The sequence below is a fragment of the Streptomyces albidus (ex Kaewkla and Franco 2022) genome, from assembly GCF_013870515.1.
GTDB classification, from domain to species: Bacteria; Actinomycetota; Actinomycetes; order Streptomycetales; family Streptomycetaceae; genus Streptomyces; species Streptomyces albidus.
Window position 1 is genome coordinate 1 of sequence record NZ_JACBXA010000121.1, and the last position, 17311, is coordinate 17311.

At 70.7% G+C, this 17311-nt stretch carries 17 protein-coding genes; 12 read left to right on the forward strand and 5 right to left on the reverse strand.

Annotated elements, in window-relative coordinates; all coding sequences use genetic code 11:
- The first annotated feature begins 239 nt into the window (after window positions 1–239).
- The 8 genes from H5J26_RS18180 to H5J26_RS18215 all read left to right on the forward strand — a co-directional run bounded on the left by H5J26_RS18180 (window position 240) and on the right by H5J26_RS18215 (window position 7845).
- The gene (locus tag H5J26_RS18180; protein ID WP_181766942.1) at window positions 240–1343 is read left to right on the forward strand and encodes an SRPBCC family protein; all 1104 of its coding nucleotides are present in this window, start codon (window positions 240–242) and stop codon (window positions 1341–1343) included.
- Between the two features lie 70 nt (window positions 1344–1413).
- On the forward strand, window positions 1414–2232 hold the full coding sequence (locus H5J26_RS18185; RefSeq protein WP_181766943.1) for an aldose 1-epimerase: 819 nt from the start codon (window positions 1414–1416) through the stop codon (window positions 2230–2232).
- A gap of 33 nt (window positions 2233–2265) precedes the next feature.
- Window positions 2266–2850 (forward strand): orotate phosphoribosyltransferase, encoded by a 585-nt coding sequence (gene pyrE / locus H5J26_RS18190; protein ID WP_181766944.1) that lies wholly within the window; start codon window positions 2266–2268, stop codon window positions 2848–2850.
- Between the two features lie 296 nt (window positions 2851–3146).
- A complete protein-coding gene (fbaA, locus tag H5J26_RS18195) occupies window positions 3147–4169 on the forward strand; it encodes a class II fructose-bisphosphate aldolase (RefSeq protein WP_181766945.1) in 1023 nt (340 codons plus the stop codon).
- A gap of 183 nt (window positions 4170–4352) precedes the next feature.
- Window positions 4353–4766 carry a DUF3151 domain-containing protein gene (locus tag H5J26_RS18200; RefSeq protein WP_181766946.1) on the forward strand — a complete coding sequence of 138 codons (414 nt, stop codon included), beginning with the start codon at window positions 4353–4355 and terminating at the stop codon, window positions 4764–4766.
- A gap of 269 nt (window positions 4767–5035) precedes the next feature.
- Complete coding sequence (locus H5J26_RS18205) at window positions 5036–5878, forward strand: tryptophan 2,3-dioxygenase family protein (RefSeq protein ID WP_181766947.1); 843 nt, start codon at window positions 5036–5038, stop codon at window positions 5876–5878.
- Window positions 5871–7130, forward strand: coding sequence for a kynureninase (locus H5J26_RS18210; protein WP_309237966.1), 1260 nt, complete (start codon window positions 5871–5873; stop codon window positions 7128–7130). The genes H5J26_RS18205 and H5J26_RS18210 overlap by 8 nt, the downstream gene beginning before the upstream one ends.
- Window positions 7131–7134: 4 nt before the next feature.
- Complete coding sequence (locus tag H5J26_RS18215) at window positions 7135–7845, forward strand: alpha/beta hydrolase family protein (protein WP_181766949.1); 711 nt, start codon at window positions 7135–7137, stop codon at window positions 7843–7845.
- A 33-nt stretch (window positions 7846–7878) separates the two neighbouring features.
- On the opposite strand, the gene H5J26_RS18220 is transcribed toward H5J26_RS18215, so the two are convergent.
- Window positions 7879–8319, reverse strand: coding sequence for a cupin domain-containing protein (locus H5J26_RS18220; protein WP_181766950.1), 441 nt, complete (start codon window positions 8317–8319; stop codon window positions 7879–7881).
- 117 nt (window positions 8320–8436) lie between these two features.
- Window positions 8437–9720, reverse strand: a complete 1284-nt coding sequence (locus H5J26_RS18225; RefSeq protein ID WP_181766951.1) for an adenylosuccinate synthase — start codon at window positions 9718–9720, stop codon at window positions 8437–8439.
- A gap of 152 nt (window positions 9721–9872) precedes the next feature.
- On the opposite strand from H5J26_RS18225, the gene H5J26_RS18230 reads away from it, so the two are divergent.
- Together H5J26_RS18230 and H5J26_RS18235 are read left to right on the forward strand one after the other, a co-directional pair.
- Window positions 9873–10841 (forward strand): hypothetical protein, encoded by a 969-nt coding sequence (locus H5J26_RS18230; RefSeq protein WP_309237967.1) that lies wholly within the window; start codon window positions 9873–9875, stop codon window positions 10839–10841.
- 122 nt (window positions 10842–10963) lie between these two features.
- Complete coding sequence (locus H5J26_RS18235) at window positions 10964–11179, forward strand: EF-hand domain-containing protein (protein WP_181766952.1); 216 nt, start codon at window positions 10964–10966, stop codon at window positions 11177–11179.
- Window positions 11180–11193: 14 nt separating this feature from the next.
- On the opposite strand, the gene H5J26_RS18240 is transcribed toward H5J26_RS18235, so the two are convergent.
- Window positions 11194–11784 carry a GbsR/MarR family transcriptional regulator gene (locus H5J26_RS18240; RefSeq protein WP_419183818.1) on the reverse strand — a complete coding sequence of 197 codons (591 nt, stop codon included), beginning with the start codon at window positions 11782–11784 and terminating at the stop codon, window positions 11194–11196.
- Window positions 11785–11874: 90 nt separating this feature from the next.
- On the opposite strand from H5J26_RS18240, the gene H5J26_RS18245 reads away from it, so the two are divergent.
- Window positions 11875–12801: an ABC transporter ATP-binding protein gene (locus H5J26_RS18245; protein WP_181766953.1), complete on the forward strand. Its 927-nt coding sequence runs from the start codon at window positions 11875–11877 to the stop codon at window positions 12799–12801.
- Window positions 12801–14486, forward strand: coding sequence for an ABC transporter permease (locus H5J26_RS18250; protein WP_235980798.1), 1686 nt, complete (start codon window positions 12801–12803; stop codon window positions 14484–14486). Before H5J26_RS18245 ends, H5J26_RS18250 begins: the two co-directional genes overlap by 1 nt.
- A gap of 35 nt (window positions 14487–14521) precedes the next feature.
- Here H5J26_RS18250 and H5J26_RS18255 read toward each other — a convergent pair whose 3' ends face one another.
- Both H5J26_RS18255 and H5J26_RS18260 read right to left on the reverse strand, forming a co-directional pair.
- A complete protein-coding gene (locus H5J26_RS18255; RefSeq protein ID WP_181766954.1) occupies window positions 14522–16423 on the reverse strand; it encodes a serine/threonine-protein kinase in 1902 nt (633 codons plus the stop codon).
- Window positions 16424–16630: 207 nt separating this feature from the next.
- Window positions 16631–17311 (reverse strand): DUF4328 domain-containing protein (locus H5J26_RS18260; RefSeq protein WP_181766955.1); only part of this gene is annotated, 681 nt, incomplete at its 5' end.

The following is a 17311-nucleotide window of genomic DNA, read 5'->3' on the forward strand; positions in this document are numbered from 1 at the left end:
GCGAGGCGCGGCTGCGCGCCGAACGGCTCCGCTTGACGGGGCTTCCGCCTTCGACCCTGATCCACCCGCGCTACTAGGGGGTGTCCCTGGGCCCCTTGCGGCCGGGCCGTCCCGATCGCTGCGGGCGCCGGAGTTGACGCCTCGTCCGTTCGGCCCCTGGTGGTACGGGAGGGTGCGGCTCGCGGAGGAAAGAGCACGACCGGTCACATGTACGGGGTGCGGTGGGTAGGCTCCGCTCTATGGAGCACGAGGTGAACGTTCCGTTTTCCGTCGGGTCGGTACGGGCGGCGCTCGCTGAGCCCGACCGCGTCGCGCGCTGTGTGCCCGGGCTGCAACTCGACAGCGCCGAGGACGCCGGTGCGAAGCCGGCTGACGGCGCCGCTGCAAAGACCGAGGGCCGGCTGCGCGTCCGTATCGGCGGTTCCACGATCACCTACCGCGGCAGCCTGACCGTCACGCCGCGCGGCGAGGAGTTCGCCGTGAAGGGCACCGGCACAGAGGCCCGCGGCACGGGTTCGGTACGGCTGAACCTGACCGTGGCGCCGCGCAGGTCGAAGGAGGGTGAGGGCACCCGCCTCGTCTGCACCGGCACCGTGAAGGGCGACGGGCGGATCAAGGAGTTCGAGCAGAAGGTGGCGTCGGCGGCCGGGCAGCGGCTGCTGGAACGCTTCGCCAAGGCCCTCGGCGAGAGCATCCATGAGGACCCGCCGCAGGCCCTGGACTCCCCCGCCGCACCCGCCGCCGAGCCCTCCACGGCGGAGCCCTCCGGCGGCATCGGCGAGCCCGGGGACAACGAGCGCGTCATCCCGGGGATCCCGGGCCCGGACACCACCCGCGAGTCCGGCCCTTCGAAGAACTCCGGAAGCTCGAAGAAGTCCGGGCCCTCCAAGGGCTCGGCCAAGGGCCCCGCCAAGGACTCCTCCAAGGCCGAGGACTCCAGGTCGAAGGACGCCTCCGATGACTCCTCCAAGGCCGAGGACGCGGAGTCGAAGGACGCTTCCGAGCCCGCCGGTGAGTCCTCCGAGGACGCCGGCAAGGACCGTCCAGGAGTGTTCGAAGCCGAGGTCCCGCCGCCCTCCCTCGATCCGCTCCAGGACGAGGAGGCCATCGAGGAGGCGGAGGCCAAGGCAGAGGCCGAGGCCGAAGCGGCGCACGCGCGCCGGACGATGATCGGGCGCAGCGCGGAGGAGGTCGACCACGCCCCGCCGCGTGGACGTTACGCCCCCATCCCCCTGCCGGAGCCCATCGCCAACTCGGCTGCCCTGCGCTGGATCGGCCCTGCCGCGGCAGCCGTGGTCGCCGGGGCCGTCGTCGTCGGCCGCGCTCTGCGCCGCCGCCGCTGACGTTCCTCCGTCACGGTGCAGCCTGGCCAGGTCGCACAGTTCGCAGAAGGGCCGAGGTTAGGGTCGCGTCATGACTCACACCGCCACCACCGACGCAGACGTCACGCTCCGCGCCGGCAACGCCGAGTTGACGGTCGAACCGCACAGGGGCGCACGCCTCGCGTCGCTGAAGGTAAGCGGTACGGAACTGCTCAGGCAGGGCAACAGGTACGGCTCGTTCGTGATGGTGCCCTGGTGCGGCCGTACGGATCAGGGGCGCTTCCGCAGCGGCGGTGAGCTCTACCAACTCCCCCTCGACAGCGGGCCGCACGCGATCCACGGCACCGTACGGGAAGGCGCCTGGAACACCGTCCGGCAGGACGAGCGCTCGGCGGCCTTCACCTGTCAGCTGAGTGACCCGTGGCCCTGGGAGGGCCAGGTGACGCAGGTCGTCGAACTGGCCGAGGGCGGCGACTCGCTCACCCTCAAGCTCGGCGTGGAGGCCTCGGACGCCAGCTTCCCGGCGCAGGCCGGCTGGCACCCCTGGTTCCTGCGCAACCTCGGCGGCAAGAGCGAAGACGTGCGCATCGACTTCGAGCCCGAGTGGCAGGAGGAGCGCGGCGTCGACCACCTCCCCACCGGCAAGCGCATCACCCCCCGCCCCGGCCCCTGGGACGACTGCTTCGGCATGCCGCAGGGCGTCGACGTGACCCTGACGTGGCCGGGGAAGCTGGAGCTGAAGGTGGCCAGTCGCGCGGAGTGGGTCGTCGTCTACGACGAGCAGCCGGACGCCGTCTGCGTCGAGCCCCAGACCGGCCCGCCCAACGGCCTGAACAGCCACCCCCATCTCGTCACGCCCATCCAGCCGCTCGAGGCCACCACGACCTGGACGTGGCGCACCCTGGCGTAGCCGGGTGCCCGCCGCGGCTTAGGCTCGTGAGCCATGAGCTCTGCATCCTCCTCCCCGGGGGCCTCGCCCCTCGCCTCCCCCACCGGCGCGCGTGACGCGCTGCTGCGGGAGATCAAGGAAAAGGCCGTCGTGCACGGCAAGGTCACGCTCTCCTCGGGCCAGGAGGCGGACTTCTACATCGATCTGCGGCGCGTGACCCTCGACGGCCGGGCCGCACCCCTGGCCGGCCAGGTCATGCTCGACCTCACCTCCGAGCTCGACTTCGACGCCGTGGGCGGGCTGACCCTGGGCGCCGACCCGGTGGCGTCGGCGATGCTGCACGCGGCGGCTGCGCGCGGCCGGAACCTGGACGCGTTCGTCGTACGGAAGGCGGGCAAGGCGCACGGGCTCCAGCGCCGCATCGAGGGGCCGGACATCACCGGCCGCCGGGTGCTGATCGTCGAGGACACCTCGACCACGGGCAACTCTCCGCTGACCGCTGTGGAGGCGGCGCGGGAGGCAGGCGCGGAGGTCGTCGCGGTGGCCACGATCGTGGACCGCGGAGCGGCGGGGGCTATGGCCGAGGCGGGCCTGCGGTATCTGCACGCGTACGAGCTGACGGACCTCGAGCTGGCCTGATCCCGCGAACTGGCGGGCGTGCGGCGTGCGTTGGGGGGACCGTTCCACGTGAAACGGCGGCGTCCGGCCCCGTCACCGTCCGTCGTCGTCTCCCCCGGTGCGCCGGTCCTTACCCGCGGTCTCCGGAGCGGGGCGCGGCCGTGGCCGTGCCCGTACGAGGGCGGCTTCGTGCGCTCGTGAACCACGGGCTGAGGCATCGCGGGCCGTCTGGGAGGATGGGGGCGACGATGACGTCGTTCCGTTGACCGACACCGAACTCTGCACCAGAGCCGATACGCACCCCAAGGAGCGGACAGATGCCCATCGCGACCCCCGAGGTCTACACCGAGATGTTCGACCGGGCGAAGGCGGGCAAGTTCGCCTACCCCGCCATCAACGTCACCTCGACGCAGACCCTCCACGCGGCGTTCCGCGGTTTCGCCGAGGCGGAGAGCGACGGCATCGTCCAGATCTCCACCGGCGGTGCGGAGTTCCTGGGCGGTCAGTACAGCAAGGACATGGTCAGCGGCGCCGTCGCCCTGGCGGAGTTCGCGCACATCGTCGCCAAGAAGTACCCCGTCAACGTCGCCCTGCACACCGACCACTGCCCGAAGGGCAAGCTCGACGGGTACGTACGGCCGCTGCTGGCCGTCTCCAAGGAGCGCGTGGACGCCGGGCAGAACCCGCTCTTCCAGTCCCACATGTGGGACGGCTCCGCCGAGACGCTGAAGGACAACCTGGAGGTCGGCGAGGAGCTCCTCGCGCTGGCCGCCGCCGCGAAGATCATCCTCGAGGTCGAGATCACTCCGACCGGCGGCGAGGAGGACGGCGTCAGCCACGAGATCAACGACGACCTCTACACGACCGTCGACGACGCGCTGCGCACCGCCGAGGCCCTCGGCCTGGGTGAGAAGGGCCGCTACCTGCTGGCCGCCTCCTTCGGCAACGTCCACGGCGTCTACAAGCCGGGCAACGTCGTGCTCCGGCCCGAGCTGCTCAAGGACCTCCAGGAAGGCGTGGGCGCCAAGTTCGGCAAGCCCAACCCCTTCGACTTCGTCTTCCACGGCGGCTCCGGCTCCACCGACACGGAGATCGCCACGGCGCTGGAGAACGGCGTCGTGAAGATGAACCTGGACACCGACACCCAGTACGCCTTCTCGCGCCCCGTCGCGGACCACATGTTCCGCAACTACGACGGTGTGCTGAAGATCGACGGCGAGGTCGGCGACAAGAAGACCTACGACCCGCGCAGCTGGGGCAAGGCCGCCGAGAAGGGCATGGCCGAGCGCGTGCAGAAGGCGTGCGCGAACCTGCGCTCGACCGGCACCCGCCTGAAGTAGCCCCGGAGACCATCCGCAGCTCCAGCGCAGTTCCGACGGGCAGTTCCGGCGAACAGCGCCGGGCTGGACGTGTGAGGAGGACCGGACCGTGCACGCGGCCGGTCCTCCTGCCGTCCGTGAGGCCCGTTCTTACTGTTCCGTACCGGGAGCTGCGTCCCGTACCGACAAGGCAGACTGGAAAGCATGAGCATTCACGAGAACCTGCTCGGGGGCCCGCCCCCGACCCACCTGCCCGACGACCCGGAGCCGCGCGAGCTGCTCGCCTCCGGGACGGCTCCCGTCGAGGTGGCCGCGAAGTATCCGACGTCCTCGCTGGCGTGGGCGCTGCTCGCAGACGACGCCTTCGAGGCAGGACGGGTCGTTGAGTCGTACGCTTACGCGCGCACCGGCTACCACCGCGGTCTGGACGCCCTGCGCCGCAGCGGCTGGAAGGGGCACGGGCCCGTGCCGTTCGAGCACGAGCCGAACCGCGGCTTCCTGCGGGCGCTGCACGCGCTGGCGCGGGCCGCGCAGTCGATCGGTGAGCACGAGGAGCACGAGCGCTGCGCGACCTTCCTCAAGGAGAGCTCGCCCACCGCTGCGGCGACCCTGTCGTAGTACGGGGTCGCAGTACGCGGTCCTAGTACGGGCGGCGTAGCAGGGCCCCAGCAGGGCGTCGCACTGCACGCGAGGGCCGTCTCAGGCCCGCCGGGGGCATATGACCAAGGCGCTGACCAGGTGCTCTTGTCCCGGCGGGCCGTCTCACCGATGATGATTCATGGGCCTGCCGTGACACAGGATTCGCGGCGGGTCCGAGGGGACCGGGGCTCCACCGTCGACAGAGAGGGAGCGGACCGCTACCCGGACACCACGTTGAGGAGACAGCGATGTCCCACGCCGTCGACGCCCCCGATTCCGGCACACCCGCACCCAACCTGGACTTCGAAGGAACCACCCCGTACGAGGACTACGTCCAGGCCGACGTCCTCACCCATCTCCAGCACCCGCTCTCCGACGACCCGGGCGAGATGGTCTTCCTCGTCACCACGCAGGTGATGGAGCTGTGGTTCACGGTCATCGTCCACGAGTGGCAGACGGCCGCCGAGCGCCTGCGTCAGGACGATCTGCCGGGCGCGCTCGCCGCGTTGAAGCGCTCCACCTACGAACTCCAGTCGCTGAACGCGTCCTGGGAGCCGCTGGCGCATCTGACCCCCGCGCAGTTCAACTCCTACCGCTCCGCGCTGGGTGAGGGCTCCGGCTTCCAGTCCGCCATGTACCGGCGCATGGAGTTCCTGCTCGGCGACAAGTCCGCGTCGATGCTCGTGCCGCACCGCGGTGCCCCGCGTGTGTACGCCGAGCTGGAGAAGTCCCTTCACGAGCCCAGCCTTTACGACGAGGTGCTGCGCCATCTCGCGCGGTGCGGCGAATCCGTGCCCAAGGACGTGCTGGTCAGGGACGTCTCGAAGCAGTATCAGGCTCACCCCGAGGTGGAGGAGCTGTGGGCCGAGGCATACCGGCAGCGGGCGGAGGGTGACGTGGTCAGGCTCGGCGAGGCGCTGACCGAGGTCGCGGAGCTCGTCTGGCGCTGGCGCAACGACCATCTCGTGGCCACGCGGCGCGCGATGGGGTCGAAGGTGGGCACGGGCGGTTCGGCGGGTGTCGCCTGGCTGGAGAAACGTGCCGCCAAGAACGTCTTCCCGGAGCTGTGGACGGCGCGCAGCCGTGTCTGAGGCGTACGCACCGTCCGACTCCGATGCGCACGCCACAGCCGACGAGCTCGACGCCCGTGACGAACTCGCCCACCGGCGGAAGGACTTCGTCCTCGACGGGACCGTCTACCTCGACGGCAACTCCCTCGGCGCGCTGCCCCGCTCCGTGCCCGCACGCCTCGCCGAGGTCGTGGAGCGGGAGTGGGGCGAGCTGCGCATCCGCTCCTGGTCCGAGTCGGGCTGGTGGAGCGCGCCCGAGAGGATCGGCGACCGCATCGCGCCGCTCGTCGGCGCCGGTGCGGGACAGACCGTGGTCGGCGACTCCACCAGCGTCAACGTCTTCAAGGCGGTCGTCGCGGCTCTGCGCATCGCGCGCGGCGAGGACGGCGGCCGCGACGAAGTGCTCGTGGACGCGGCCACGTTCCCGACCGACGGCTACATCGCCGAGTCCGCCGCGAGGATGACCGGTGCGACGGTACGGGCCGTGCCGGCCGCCGAGATGGCGGACGCGGCGGGCCCGGCCACCGCTGTCGCTCTGGTCAACCATGTCGACTACCGCACAGGCGAGTTGAACGATCTGCCCGCCGCCACGGCCGCGGTGCACAGGGCGGGCGGCCGGATCGTCTGGGACGTGTGCCACAGCGCGGGCGCCCTCCCCGTCGAACTCGACGCGTCCGGTGCCGACTTCGCCGTGGGCTGCACGTACAAGTACCTCAACGGGGGCCCGGGTTCGCCCGCGTTTCTGTACGTGCGGCGGGAGTTGCAGCCCCGCTTCGAGACGCCGCTGCCGGGCTGGACGTCGCACGCCGACCCGTTCGGCATGACGCCCGGCTACGTGCCGGGGGACGGTGCGTCCCGCGGACGCGTCGGCACGCCGGACATCCTCTCCATGCTCGCGCTGGAGGAGGCGTTGAAGGTCTGGGACGGTGTCGACATCGCTGCCGTACGGGCGAAGAGCCTGGCCCTGACCGACTTCTTCCTGCGCCGGGTGCAGGCGTACGTACCCGACGGTCGGCTCCGCCCGCTCACCCCGCTGGAGCACCGACGGCGCGGCAGCCAGGTCTCGTTGCTGTGCACCGGTGATGAAGGCGGAGGCGGCGCCGGGCCCGCGCCGGACGCGGAGGTGGTCATGACGGCGCTGCAAGCACGCGGCGTCGTCGGCGACTTCCGCCGGCCGGGCGTGCTCCGCTTCGGGTTCACGCCGCTCTACACCTCCTTCGCGGACGCCGAACGGGCCGCTGCCGCCCTCGGTGAAGCGGTGCGGACGGCGTGACGCGATGAGTCTCGCGGAGGAACGTGCACTGCTGGCGATGGCGCCCGTGCCGCCGGAACGCACCGTCGCCTACGGCGAACACCCCTCCCAGGTCGTCGACTTCTACGGCGTGGGGGCGAAGGGGCCGCGCGTCACGGTGTTGCACGGCGGTTTCTGGCGCGAGGCCTACGACCGCACACACCTGTCACCGTTCGCCGCCGCGCTGGCGGAGCGGGGGATGGCGGTGGAGCTGGTCGAGTACAGGCGTGTGGGCGGTGGGGGCGGCTGGCCCGTCACCGCCCTCGACGTCGGTTCCGCGCTCGAACTGCTGGGCCCGCCCGACGTGCTCGTCGGCCACTCGGCAGGCGGCCAGCTCGCGCTGTGGGCAGCATCCGCACGCCCTCACGCGGCCGACCGCGTCATCGCGGTCTCGCCCGTGGCCGACCTGGAGCGGGCCCACCGGCTACGCCTCAGCGCGGATGCGGTGAGCGGATTCCTCGGCGGAGAGGCGTGGTTGCCGGACCTGCTGCCTGAGGCCGACCCGATGCGGCTGCTGCCGCGCGTGCCGGTGGAGATCCTGCACGGGACGGCCGACGACGTCGTCCCGCCGGAGCTGTCGCGGCGCTACGCGAACGACTGGGGTGCGCGGCTGCACCTGCTGCCCGGGGTCGGGCACTACGCCCCGTTCACGCCGCACACGCCCGCGTTCGACGTGCTGGCCGACGCCCTGAAGTGAGCTGCGGGACGGGCGAGTTGAGGTAGCAGGGGTTCAGGGCAGCAGACGGAAGTCCGCGAAGTCGAACCCGGGCGAGACGATGCAGCTGACGAGCGTCTCCCCGTCACGGTCCACGGGACGGGCGCGCTGCCAGACCTTCGGCGGCACCACCGCCTGCGGAACCTGGCCTCCCGTCACGTCGGCGCCGAGAGTCAGCGTCACGGGCCCGGAGTCCGGTGTCTCGCCGTCACCGCCCAGCTGGAGGTGCAGCGGCGAGCCGGAGTGCCACAGCCAGATCTCGGCCGACCGTACGACGTGCCAGCGTGACTCGTCCCCCGGCCCGAGCAGGAAGTAGATCGCCGTCGCGCTGGCGCGTTCGCCCTCGTATCCCTGCGGCCGCATCGAGACGTCACTGCGCCAGGTCTCCTTGAACCAGCCGCCCTCGGGGTGAGGTTGGAGGCCGAGCGCGTCGATGAGAGCGGGTCGTTCAGCCATGGCGTTCCCTTCGAATTCCTTCGTCTTCCTCCGGGGGACCGGGCCGCGGGAGGCTGGTCCCGCGGCCGTCGCCGTGACCTCGTCGGTGAGGGGTCCTCGGAGTCCCGTCGGAGCCGGTCAGATGAAGGAGTTGATCTGGATCGTCTCGTCCCGCCCGGGGCCGACGCCGATGGCGGAGATCGGTGCGCCCGACATCTCCTCCAGCGCCTTGACGTACCCCTGCGCGTTCTTCGGCAGGTCCTGGAAGGACTTCGCCTTGGTGATGTCCTCGGACCAGCCCGGCAGGTACTCGTAGACCGGCGTCGCGTGGTGGAAGTCGGTCTGGCTGAAGGGCAGTTCGTCCACGCGCTTCCCGTCGATCTCGTAGCCGACGCAGACCGGGATGCGCTCCCAGCCCGTCAGCACGTCGAGCTTGGTGAGGAAGAAGTCGGTGAGACCGTTCACGCGCGTCGCGTACCGGGCGATGACCGCGTCGAACCAGCCGCAGCGGCGGTCCCGGCCCGTGGTGACGCCGCGCTCGCCGCCGATGCTGCGCAGCGCGTCGCCGTCCGCGTCGAGCAGTTCGGTGGGGAAGGGACCGGCGCCGACGCGGGTCGTGTACGCCTTGAGGATGCCGATGACGCGGCTGATCTTCGTCGGCCCGACTCCCGCGCCCGTACAGGCGCCGCCCGCAGTGGGGTTGGAGGACGTCACGAACGGATACGTGCCGTGGTCGACGTCGAGCAGCGTTCCCTGGCCGCCCTCGAAGAGGACGACCTGGCCGTTGTCGATCGCGTCGTTGAGGAGCAGCGTCGTGTCGGCGACGTAACCGCGCAGGGCGTCGGCGTAGCCGAGCAGCTCCTCCACGATCTGCTCGGGGCGCACGGCCCGCCTGTTGTAGAGCTTGGCGAAGACCTGGTTCTTGAAGTCGAGGGCCGCCTCGACCTTCTGCGTGAGGATCGACTCGTCGAAGAGGTCCTGGACGCGGATGCCCACGCGGTTGATCTTGTCGGCGTAGGCGGGCCCGATGCCGCGGCCCGTCGTGCCGATCTTCCGCTTCCCGAGGAACCGTTCCGTCACCTTGTCGACCTCGGTGTGGTACGGCGTGATCAGGTGGGCGTTACCGCTGATGAGGAGTTTGGAGGTGTCGACGCCGCGCTCGTTCAGTCCGCTCAGCTCGGAGAGCAGGACCGACGGGTCGACGACGACGCCGTTGCCGATGACCGGGACGCACCCCGGGGAGAGGATGCCGGAGGGGAGGAGGTGCAGCGCGTACTTCTGATCGCCGACGACGACCGTGTGGCCGGCGTTGTTGCCGCCCTGGTAGCGCACCACGTAGTCCACCGAGCCGCCGAGCAGGTCGGTGGCTTTTCCTTTGCCCTCGTCACCCCACTGAGCACCGAGCAGCACAAGTGCGGGCACAGGCGTACACCCCTTCCGGGCGGGGCATGTCCCACGTGCATGGCGGTTTTGCCATCGCAAGAGCCGCGGACCGGTGCCCCAGATAGAGGAAGCCCCTGACGCAACAGCGACAGGGGCTCTTGCACCGAGAGGTTACCTGAGAGAGGAACAAGGTGTCGGCTCCAGACCCCACGGGGACCTCGCAGGCTCCGCTGCTCGTGATCGTCGACCCCGCAGCCCGGTTGTGGGACGGGGAGTCGGTGCGCATCGCGCGTGACGTGCTGTGTGCGGGCGCACCGGGTACGAAGGTGTGCCTCCCGGAGAGCCAGGAGGAGATCGAGAGGGCCCTCGCCCGCCGGGGCAGTCGCCGTCCCGTGATCGTCGGTGACGACGCGGCGCTTCTGCGGACGGTCCAACTGCTCTACCGCGAGCGGGAGTTGCGCGACACGGCACTCTCGGTGGTCCCCGTCGGGGCCTTGGACCGCATCACGCTGGTATGCGGCCTGGGCGTTCCCGCCGACACGGTCTCCGCAGCACGTACGGTCCTTGACGGAGTCGGGAGCCGGCTCGGGCTGCTGATAGACGACAGCGGCGGAGTGGTGCTCGGCGGCCTGCACATCCCGGACGGTGCGGACCGTACGCCCGGAGCGGACGGGCCGGAGAGCGCGTCCGATGCGGACGAGGCCGGTGCCGCTCAGGCCAGGCCCATGGGGAAGATGCTGCGTGAACTGACCGCGCGCTCGAGTACGCCCGGCCGGGCACCGCTCTCCGGACTGTCGCGCACGCGGCGGTCGCTGTCCCGATCGGTCCGTGCCGTACGGGGAGTTCGCGGCGTGCGGGGCGAGATCCCGCTGCCCGCCCAGCGGTTGCGGGTCGAGGCGGACGGGGAGCTGCTCGCCGATCTCGATCAGCCGGTCGCTGAGGTGTCGGTCACACCGGTCAAAGGGGCGAAGAGCCTGGCGCAGGTGACCGTACGGCCGCAGGCGGGACCCGAGTCGGGGCTCGTGCGCGTGCTGGCGAGTGCGGTGACGGTGTCCGGACCGGACTTCCACTACCGCGCGGACGCCCTGGTCGGGGGCCCTGTCAGGGTCCGCACGTGGACGGCGCTGGCCGGAGCCTGGAGCCTGACGCTGCCGGCGTGAGGGACGCGGCGTGTCCGGGGCGGTCAAGAGCCGGTTTTGTCACGGGAGTTCCCCTCCGGGCCGCGACGGGCGCCGACTAACCTGTACGGGCCCGAATTCCCGACCTGTGGAGGAACGCTCAGGTGGCCGACGAAGAAGCAGCACGCAAGACTTTCGAGAGGTTCGACCGTGACGGCGACGGGTTCGTCACCGCGGTGGAGTTCCAGCAGGCCATGGTGGAGCTGGGCGACCGCGAGTACACGGTCGGGCTGGCCGAGGCGATCCTCAAGACCCGTGACTCCAACACGGACGGCGTCCTCACCTTCGAGGAGTTCTACAGCCGGGCCAAGGACGTCTGACCCGGCCTGCCTTCTCACCCGTCCCGGGGCGCCTCCTGTGCGTCCCGGGACGCACGGTGCGCGTACCAGCGCTTCAGCATTCCCGACAGTTCCTCCTGTATGAACTCCAGGAAGTCGTAGGTGTCGCGGATCCTGCGGCCTGCGGGGGTGTCGGGGCCGAGGGTCGCTTCGCCCGCGCGCAGCGTCTTCGCCCAGCGGCCGACGATCTGGTCCCGGTCCAGGAGCGTCTCGTACCAGACGTTCTCGTGCACGCGGTAGAGCTCACGCCGGGAACCCGGTTCGCGCTCCCGGCTGACCATGTGGACCTGGGAGAGATAGCGCACCGCACCCGAGACCGCCGCCGGGCTGATGCGGAGCCGCTCGGCGAGCTGCGCCGAGCTGAGTGATCCGTCGTCGGAGCTGAGCAGGCACGCGAAGACCCGTGAGGCCATGCGCTGCATGCCCGCCTCCGTCATGTCGGCGGCGAAGCGCTCGACGAAGGCCGATGCCGTCTCGTCGTAGAGGCGCTGCTCGTCCGACAGTTGCTCGCCCGGGTCCTGCGCGACAGCCTCCGCCTCGGATACGGCCGCCCGCTCGGGCTCGTGCTCTGATCGCTTCACGGTCACCGTTCGGCTTCTCCCTGCTCAATCGCGTACTGGAGATCCTAGCGCTTCCTTAACTTCACAAATTTCTGAATCAAGCGTACTTTCTTGAGCATGGATACAGCCACCACTGCCATCTCCGTATCCGGCCTCGTGAAGACCTTCGGCCGAACCCGCGCACTGGACGGGCTCGACCTCTCCGTCGATACGGGAGAGGTCCACGGATTCCTCGGGCCCAACGGCGCCGGGAAATCGACCACGATCCGTGTGCTCCTCGGACTCCTGCGGGCCGACGCCGGCACCGCACGGCTCCTCGGCCACCACCCCTGGGACGACGCCGTCGCCCTGCACCGCCGCCTCGCCTACGTGCCCGGTGACGTCGAGCTCTGGCCCGCTCTCACCGGCGGCGAGGCGATCGACCTGCTGGCCCGGCTGCGCGGCGGCATCGACGCCTCGCGCCGCGACGAACTCATCGAGCGCTTCGGCCTCGACCCGACGAAGAAGGGCCGCACCTACTCCAAGGGGAACCGGCAGAAGGTCGCCATCATCGCGGCACTCGCCTCGGACGCCGAGCTGCTGCTGCTCGACGAACCCACCGCGGGGCTCGACCCGTTGATGGAGGTGGTTTTCCAGGACGTCATCTTCCAGGCCAAGGCCGCGGGGAAGACGGTGCTGCTCTCCAGCCACATCCTCGCCCAGGTCGAGAAGCTGTGTGACCGGGTGAGCATCATCCGCCTCGGCAAGATCGTCCAGTCCGGGACGCTGAGCGAGATGCGCCACCTCACCCGCACCACCATCGAGGCCGAGACCGCTCGCCCCGTCTCGGGCCTGGACGCGCTGCCGGGCGTGCACGACGTCCGTTCCGACGAGGGACGCGTGCACTTCGCCGTCGACGGAGCGCACCTCGACGAGGCCGTACGCCACCTCAGCGGGCTCGGGATCCGCAGCCTCACCAGCCATCCGCCGACACTCGAAGAGCTGATGCTGCGGCACTACGGCGACGAGCTGGCCGCGCACAACGGGGCCGGGGGAGCAGCCTGATGACCACCCGGACGGAGACCGGCGCACAGCCCGGTACCGAGCCGGAGGCGTCCGCCGCACCCGGCACACCCGAAGGGCGCCGCCGACTCCTGGCAGGCACCGGCACTCTCATCCGCTTCGCGCTGCGCCGGGACCGCATCCGCCTCCCGGTGTGGATCGCGGCCCTGCTGATGGCCAGCTTCACCACGCTCGGCAAGCTCGAAGGGCTGTACGCGGACGCTGCCGACCAGGCCGCTCTCGCGAAGACGATGGACAGCCCCGCCGCGCTCGCCATGACCGGCCCCCGGCACTACCTGGAGGACGGCTACGGCATCGGCGCCATGCTCAGCCACCAGGTCATCGGCTTCTACGTCGTGCTGGCCGGGCTGATGAGCGTGCTGATCGTCGTCCGCCACACCCGCGCGGAGGAGGAGACCGGACGGGCGGAGCTGCTGCGCTCCACCGTCGTCGGCAGGCACGCGGCCCTGACGGCGGCGCTGACCGTCGCCGTCATCGCCAACCTCGCGCTCGCCGCGCTGCTTTCCGTCAGCCTCGGCGGGTCAGGCGCGGCGGGCCTGACGTGGGAGGGATCGCTGCTGTACGGGGCGGTCTTCGGGGGCGTGGGCATCGTCTTCGCGGCGGTCGCCTCCGTCACCGTGCAGATCACCGAGCACGCACGAGGGGCCTCCGGCATGGCGGTCGGGGTGATCGGACTGGCGTACGTGCTGCGGGCCGCCGGTGACGTCGGCGACGGCACGCTGTCGTGGCTCTCCCCGATCGGCTGGGCGCAGCGCAGCTATCCGTTCGTGGACAACCTGTGGTGGCCGCTGCTGCTGATGCTCGCCGTGTGCGCCGTGACCGGCGGAGCGGGCTACGTGCTCAGCGGGCGCCGGGATGTGGGGGCGGGACTGCGCAGGCCGCGGCCCGGCAGGCGGGTCGCCTCGGGAGCGCTCATGCGCCCCTTCGGCTTCGCTCTGCGCCTGCACCGGGGCATGCTCATCGGCTTCGGCTGCGGGGTCTTCCTGCTGGGGACGATGTACGGCTCGATCCTCAGCGACGTGGACGACATGCTGAAGAACGTCGACATGGTGGACGAGACGTTCACCGCGGCGGGCGGTGTGAACTTCGTCGAGTCCTTCGCCTCGGTCGTCATGATCGTCAACGCCGTCGTCGCGGCGGTGTACGTGGTCATCGCCGCAGGCCGTCCCCGTGCCGAGGAGAGCGCCGGACGGGCCGAACCGCTCCTGGCCACAGGGCTGTCGAAGGTCCGCTGGCTGTGGAGCCATCTCGCCGTCGCCCTGCTCGGCGGCACGGTGACGCTGCTGCTCGCCGGGCTCGGATTCGGTATCGCGGGTGCCGCATCCACGGGCGACCGGGACCTGCTCCTGTCGCTGACCGGTGCGGCCCTCGCCTACGCCCCGGCGCTCTGGGTGACCCTCGGCGTCGCGGCCGTGCTCTTCGGCTGGCTGCCGAGGGCGACGGCGGCGGCCTGGCTCGTGCCGGTCTACGCCTTCCTCGTCGGATACCTGGGCAAGATCCTTCAGTTCCCCGACTGGATGAACAACGTCTCCCCCTTCGGGCACGTGCCCCAACTGCCCGCCAAGGAGATGGACTGGACGCCGATGCTGCTGCTCACCGCGATCGCCGCCGGACTGCTGGCCTTGGGGCTCGCCGGCTTCCGGCGCCGGGACCTGGAGACGAAGTAGCCCGGACACCCGCGTGAACAGGCCGCCGCCTGCGGTCAGTTCACGCGGGTGTACTCGAACTGCTGGCCCGTGGTGGCGAACGTACGCACCAGGCGCCCGTTTTCGGCGCGCAGCGTGGCTGTCTGCCCCGTCGTGCACTTGCCCGTGGAAGCCGCCTTGTCGAGGGCCGGGGGCCCGATGCGTACGGCCTCCTCCGCGTCGCCGCCGGCGGAGAAGATGTCGGCCTTCGCCTCGCAGTGCTGGTCGGGAGCCTCCGAGATCATGCCGATCGACTTGCTGCCCGAGGCGACCTGCTCGATGGTCACCCGCTGGGTGCCCCCGCCGGGCAACGCGCGCTGCCACGTGCCCAGATAGGCCTCGGGAAGCTTCTCCGGCTGCTGAACCTTGCGCAGGGTGGCGGTGCGTCCAGCGGCCTCCCACGTCAGCGTCGAGTCCGACCCCCGGGTGAGGTTGTGGGACCCGAGCGCCGAGCACTTGCCGTCGGGCACGCTCTTGACGACCTTGGTGTCCAGCTCGAGCGACTTGCCGGCCGAGACGAGCTTGCCGTCGCTCTTGCACTCGTAGGTGATGCCGAGGCTGATGCTGTTGGCGACGACCTCGCCGACCTTGCCGCGTGAGATCACGAACCGCCGGAACTGGCCGGTGGGTTCGCCGTCGCGCTGGACCTCGCCGCTCCAAGTGCCCACGTAGCCCTCGGGGATGTCGGAGGAGGCCTTGCCCCCGCCGTCCTTGTCGGCCCCGATCAGGGGGAGTTCGGCGCCCGAGGCCACGAAGGCGACCCCGGCGACGGCAACGGCCGCCAGAGCCCCCATCACCAGGCGCTTGCGCGGACGCCTCGGCGCGGGCGGGGGCTCAGAAGCGCTCGGACCGGGCAGCGCGGAGGTCGGATTCTCCGAGAACGGCCGGGCGGGCGTGTGCGAAGGCCCACCGCGGGAGGGTGTGCCCGCCTCGCCGTTCACGCCGGGAGGCGGCCCCGATCCCGACGGAGGGGTGTCGGTGTCGAGCAACTGGACGGCGTGCCGACCGAGTTCGGCGATGAGCTGGGCCGGCAGCCAGGGAGCCGCCGCCGTACCGGTCGAGATGGGCTGCACGCCCGCGATGACGTCCTCGGGAGCGGGGCGGTCGGCCGGGTCCTTGGCCAGGCAGGAGGCGATGAGCCCGCGCAGCGGTTCCTCGATCCCCTCCAGGTCCGGGTCCTCCGAGGCGATGCGGAACATCACCGCGTGCATGCCCCCGCCGTCACCCGCGAACGGCGTGCGGCCGGTCGCCGCGTACGCCAGCACCGAACCCATGCAGAAGACGTCGCTCGCCTGCGTGACCGGCTGCGCCCGGATCTGCTCGGGCGACATGTAGCTGGGGGAGCCCACGACCACACCGGTGTTCGTCACGGTGGAGTCCGGCAGCGCGTCCAGCGCGCGCACGATGCCGAAGTCGATGACGCGCGGTCCGTCGATGGTCACCAGGACGTTGGACGGTTTGAGGTCGCGGTGGACCACACCGGCGCCGTGGATGTCGAGCAGCGCGCTGGCGAGCCCGTACGCGAGGGTTCGGATCGAGTGCTCGGGGAACGGGCCGTGCCCTCCCCCGCCGCCTTCGGTCTGCGACCCGCTCCGGCTCATCCGGCTCGAGATGACCTGCTCGAGAGAGGGGCCCGCGATGTAACCGGTGGCCACCCAGGGGGTCTCGGCCTCGGTGTCGGCGTCCAGCACGGGCGCCGTCCAGCGCGCTCCCACGCGACGAGCGGCCTCGACCTCCATGCGGAAGCGGGAGCGGAACTCCTTCTCGGCCGCCAGCTCCGCCTTGATCAGCTTAACCGCGACCGTACGGCCGCCCTCGGAGCGCGCCAGATAGACCCGGCCCATGCCGCCGGCACCGAGTCTGCTCAACAGCCGGTAACCGCCGACCGAGTACGGGTCGTCTGCCTCCAGCTGTGCCATGTCATTCCCCCACGTCGTTCTGCGGCGGTGTGCGCTTGTGCCTCGGGTCCCTCTCACTGTCCGTCACAAAGGTCACGGTCGGGCTGCCAAGCGGTTCCCGTTTGATGCGAGTGCCCGGCGGCCCCCGTCCGGGGTGCCTGGCCTTGGGACTTGTGTCCGCTCCGCCCTGTCGGCGGTGTTCTGTCACGGGTTCTGCGGAGGTGCTGGTCAACGTCCGGCGAGCCGGTCGTCCTGGATGGCGGAGAGACGGTTGGTGAGGATCATCGCCAGGATGATCGCGGGAATGCTGAAGAGGTCCGTGAACAGGGCGAGTGCCAGGGTCTGTTGGCCGTCCTCGACCGTGCCGGCGTCATACCAGCTCTCCCAGGAGCCGAGAGAGCCGAGGCAGAAGTAGATGAGCCACATGGTCCACCAGCCGTTGACCAGACCGCGCCGGGCTGTGGGGCGCGGGCCGTATCCGTACCACTGCGGCGAGGCCGGATTGCTCGCGGTCCACACGTCGTTGATGACCTGCTTGGGCAAGAAGAGGTTGCACACGGGGATGAGCCAGCAACCGACCGCCATCTCCGGGGAGTAGCGGATACGGCCGGGGCTGAACGACTCCGCGTTCACACGCACTCGCCAGAACCACACCAGCCACATCACGAACATAGTGAGCGTGATCGGTGCGCTGACGATCTCCAGCGCGAGGGTTGCCCCCTTCAGGCCCTGGAAGCCGTCGATGGTGCTGAGCGGCGCGCCGGCGAAGTAGTCGGCGTTCCCCAGCGCCTGGTCGATGACGAAGTCCATGACCAGGGCGATCACATGGACCAGGAGCAGCAGGCTGAGCAGGACCGTGATGACCTGCGCCTGCCGCCCGTACACCATCACCGGTGGGCGTACCCGCTT

What these genes read in the sequence shown, in the direction of transcription:
- H5J26_RS18180 (WP_181766942.1), top strand. Translation starts at nt 240, where the DNA reads ATGGAGCACGAGGTGAACGTTCCGTTTTCCGTCGGGTCGGTACGGGCG.
- H5J26_RS18185 (WP_181766943.1), top strand. Translation starts at nt 1,414, where the DNA reads ATGACTCACACCGCCACCACCGACGCAGACGTCACGCTCCGCGCCGGC.
- pyrE (WP_181766944.1), top strand. Translation starts at nt 2,266, where the DNA reads ATGAGCTCTGCATCCTCCTCCCCGGGGGCCTCGCCCCTCGCCTCCCCC.
- fbaA (WP_181766945.1), top strand. Translation starts at nt 3,147, where the DNA reads ATGCCCATCGCGACCCCCGAGGTCTACACCGAGATGTTCGACCGGGCG.
- H5J26_RS18200 (WP_181766946.1), top strand. Translation starts at nt 4,353, where the DNA reads ATGAGCATTCACGAGAACCTGCTCGGGGGCCCGCCCCCGACCCACCTG.
- H5J26_RS18205 (WP_181766947.1), top strand. Translation starts at nt 5,036, where the DNA reads ATGTCCCACGCCGTCGACGCCCCCGATTCCGGCACACCCGCACCCAAC.
- H5J26_RS18215 (WP_181766949.1), top strand. Translation starts at nt 7,135, where the DNA reads ATGAGTCTCGCGGAGGAACGTGCACTGCTGGCGATGGCGCCCGTGCCG.
- H5J26_RS18220 (WP_181766950.1), bottom strand. Translation starts at nt 8,319, where the DNA reads ATGGCTGAACGACCCGCTCTCATCGACGCGCTCGGCCTCCAACCTCAC.
- H5J26_RS18245 (WP_181766953.1), top strand. Translation starts at nt 11,875, where the DNA reads ATGGATACAGCCACCACTGCCATCTCCGTATCCGGCCTCGTGAAGACC.
- H5J26_RS18250 (WP_235980798.1), top strand. Translation starts at nt 12,801, where the DNA reads ATGACCACCCGGACGGAGACCGGCGCACAGCCCGGTACCGAGCCGGAG.
- H5J26_RS18255 (WP_181766954.1), bottom strand. Translation starts at nt 16,423, where the DNA reads ATGGCACAGCTGGAGGCAGACGACCCGTACTCGGTCGGCGGTTACCGG.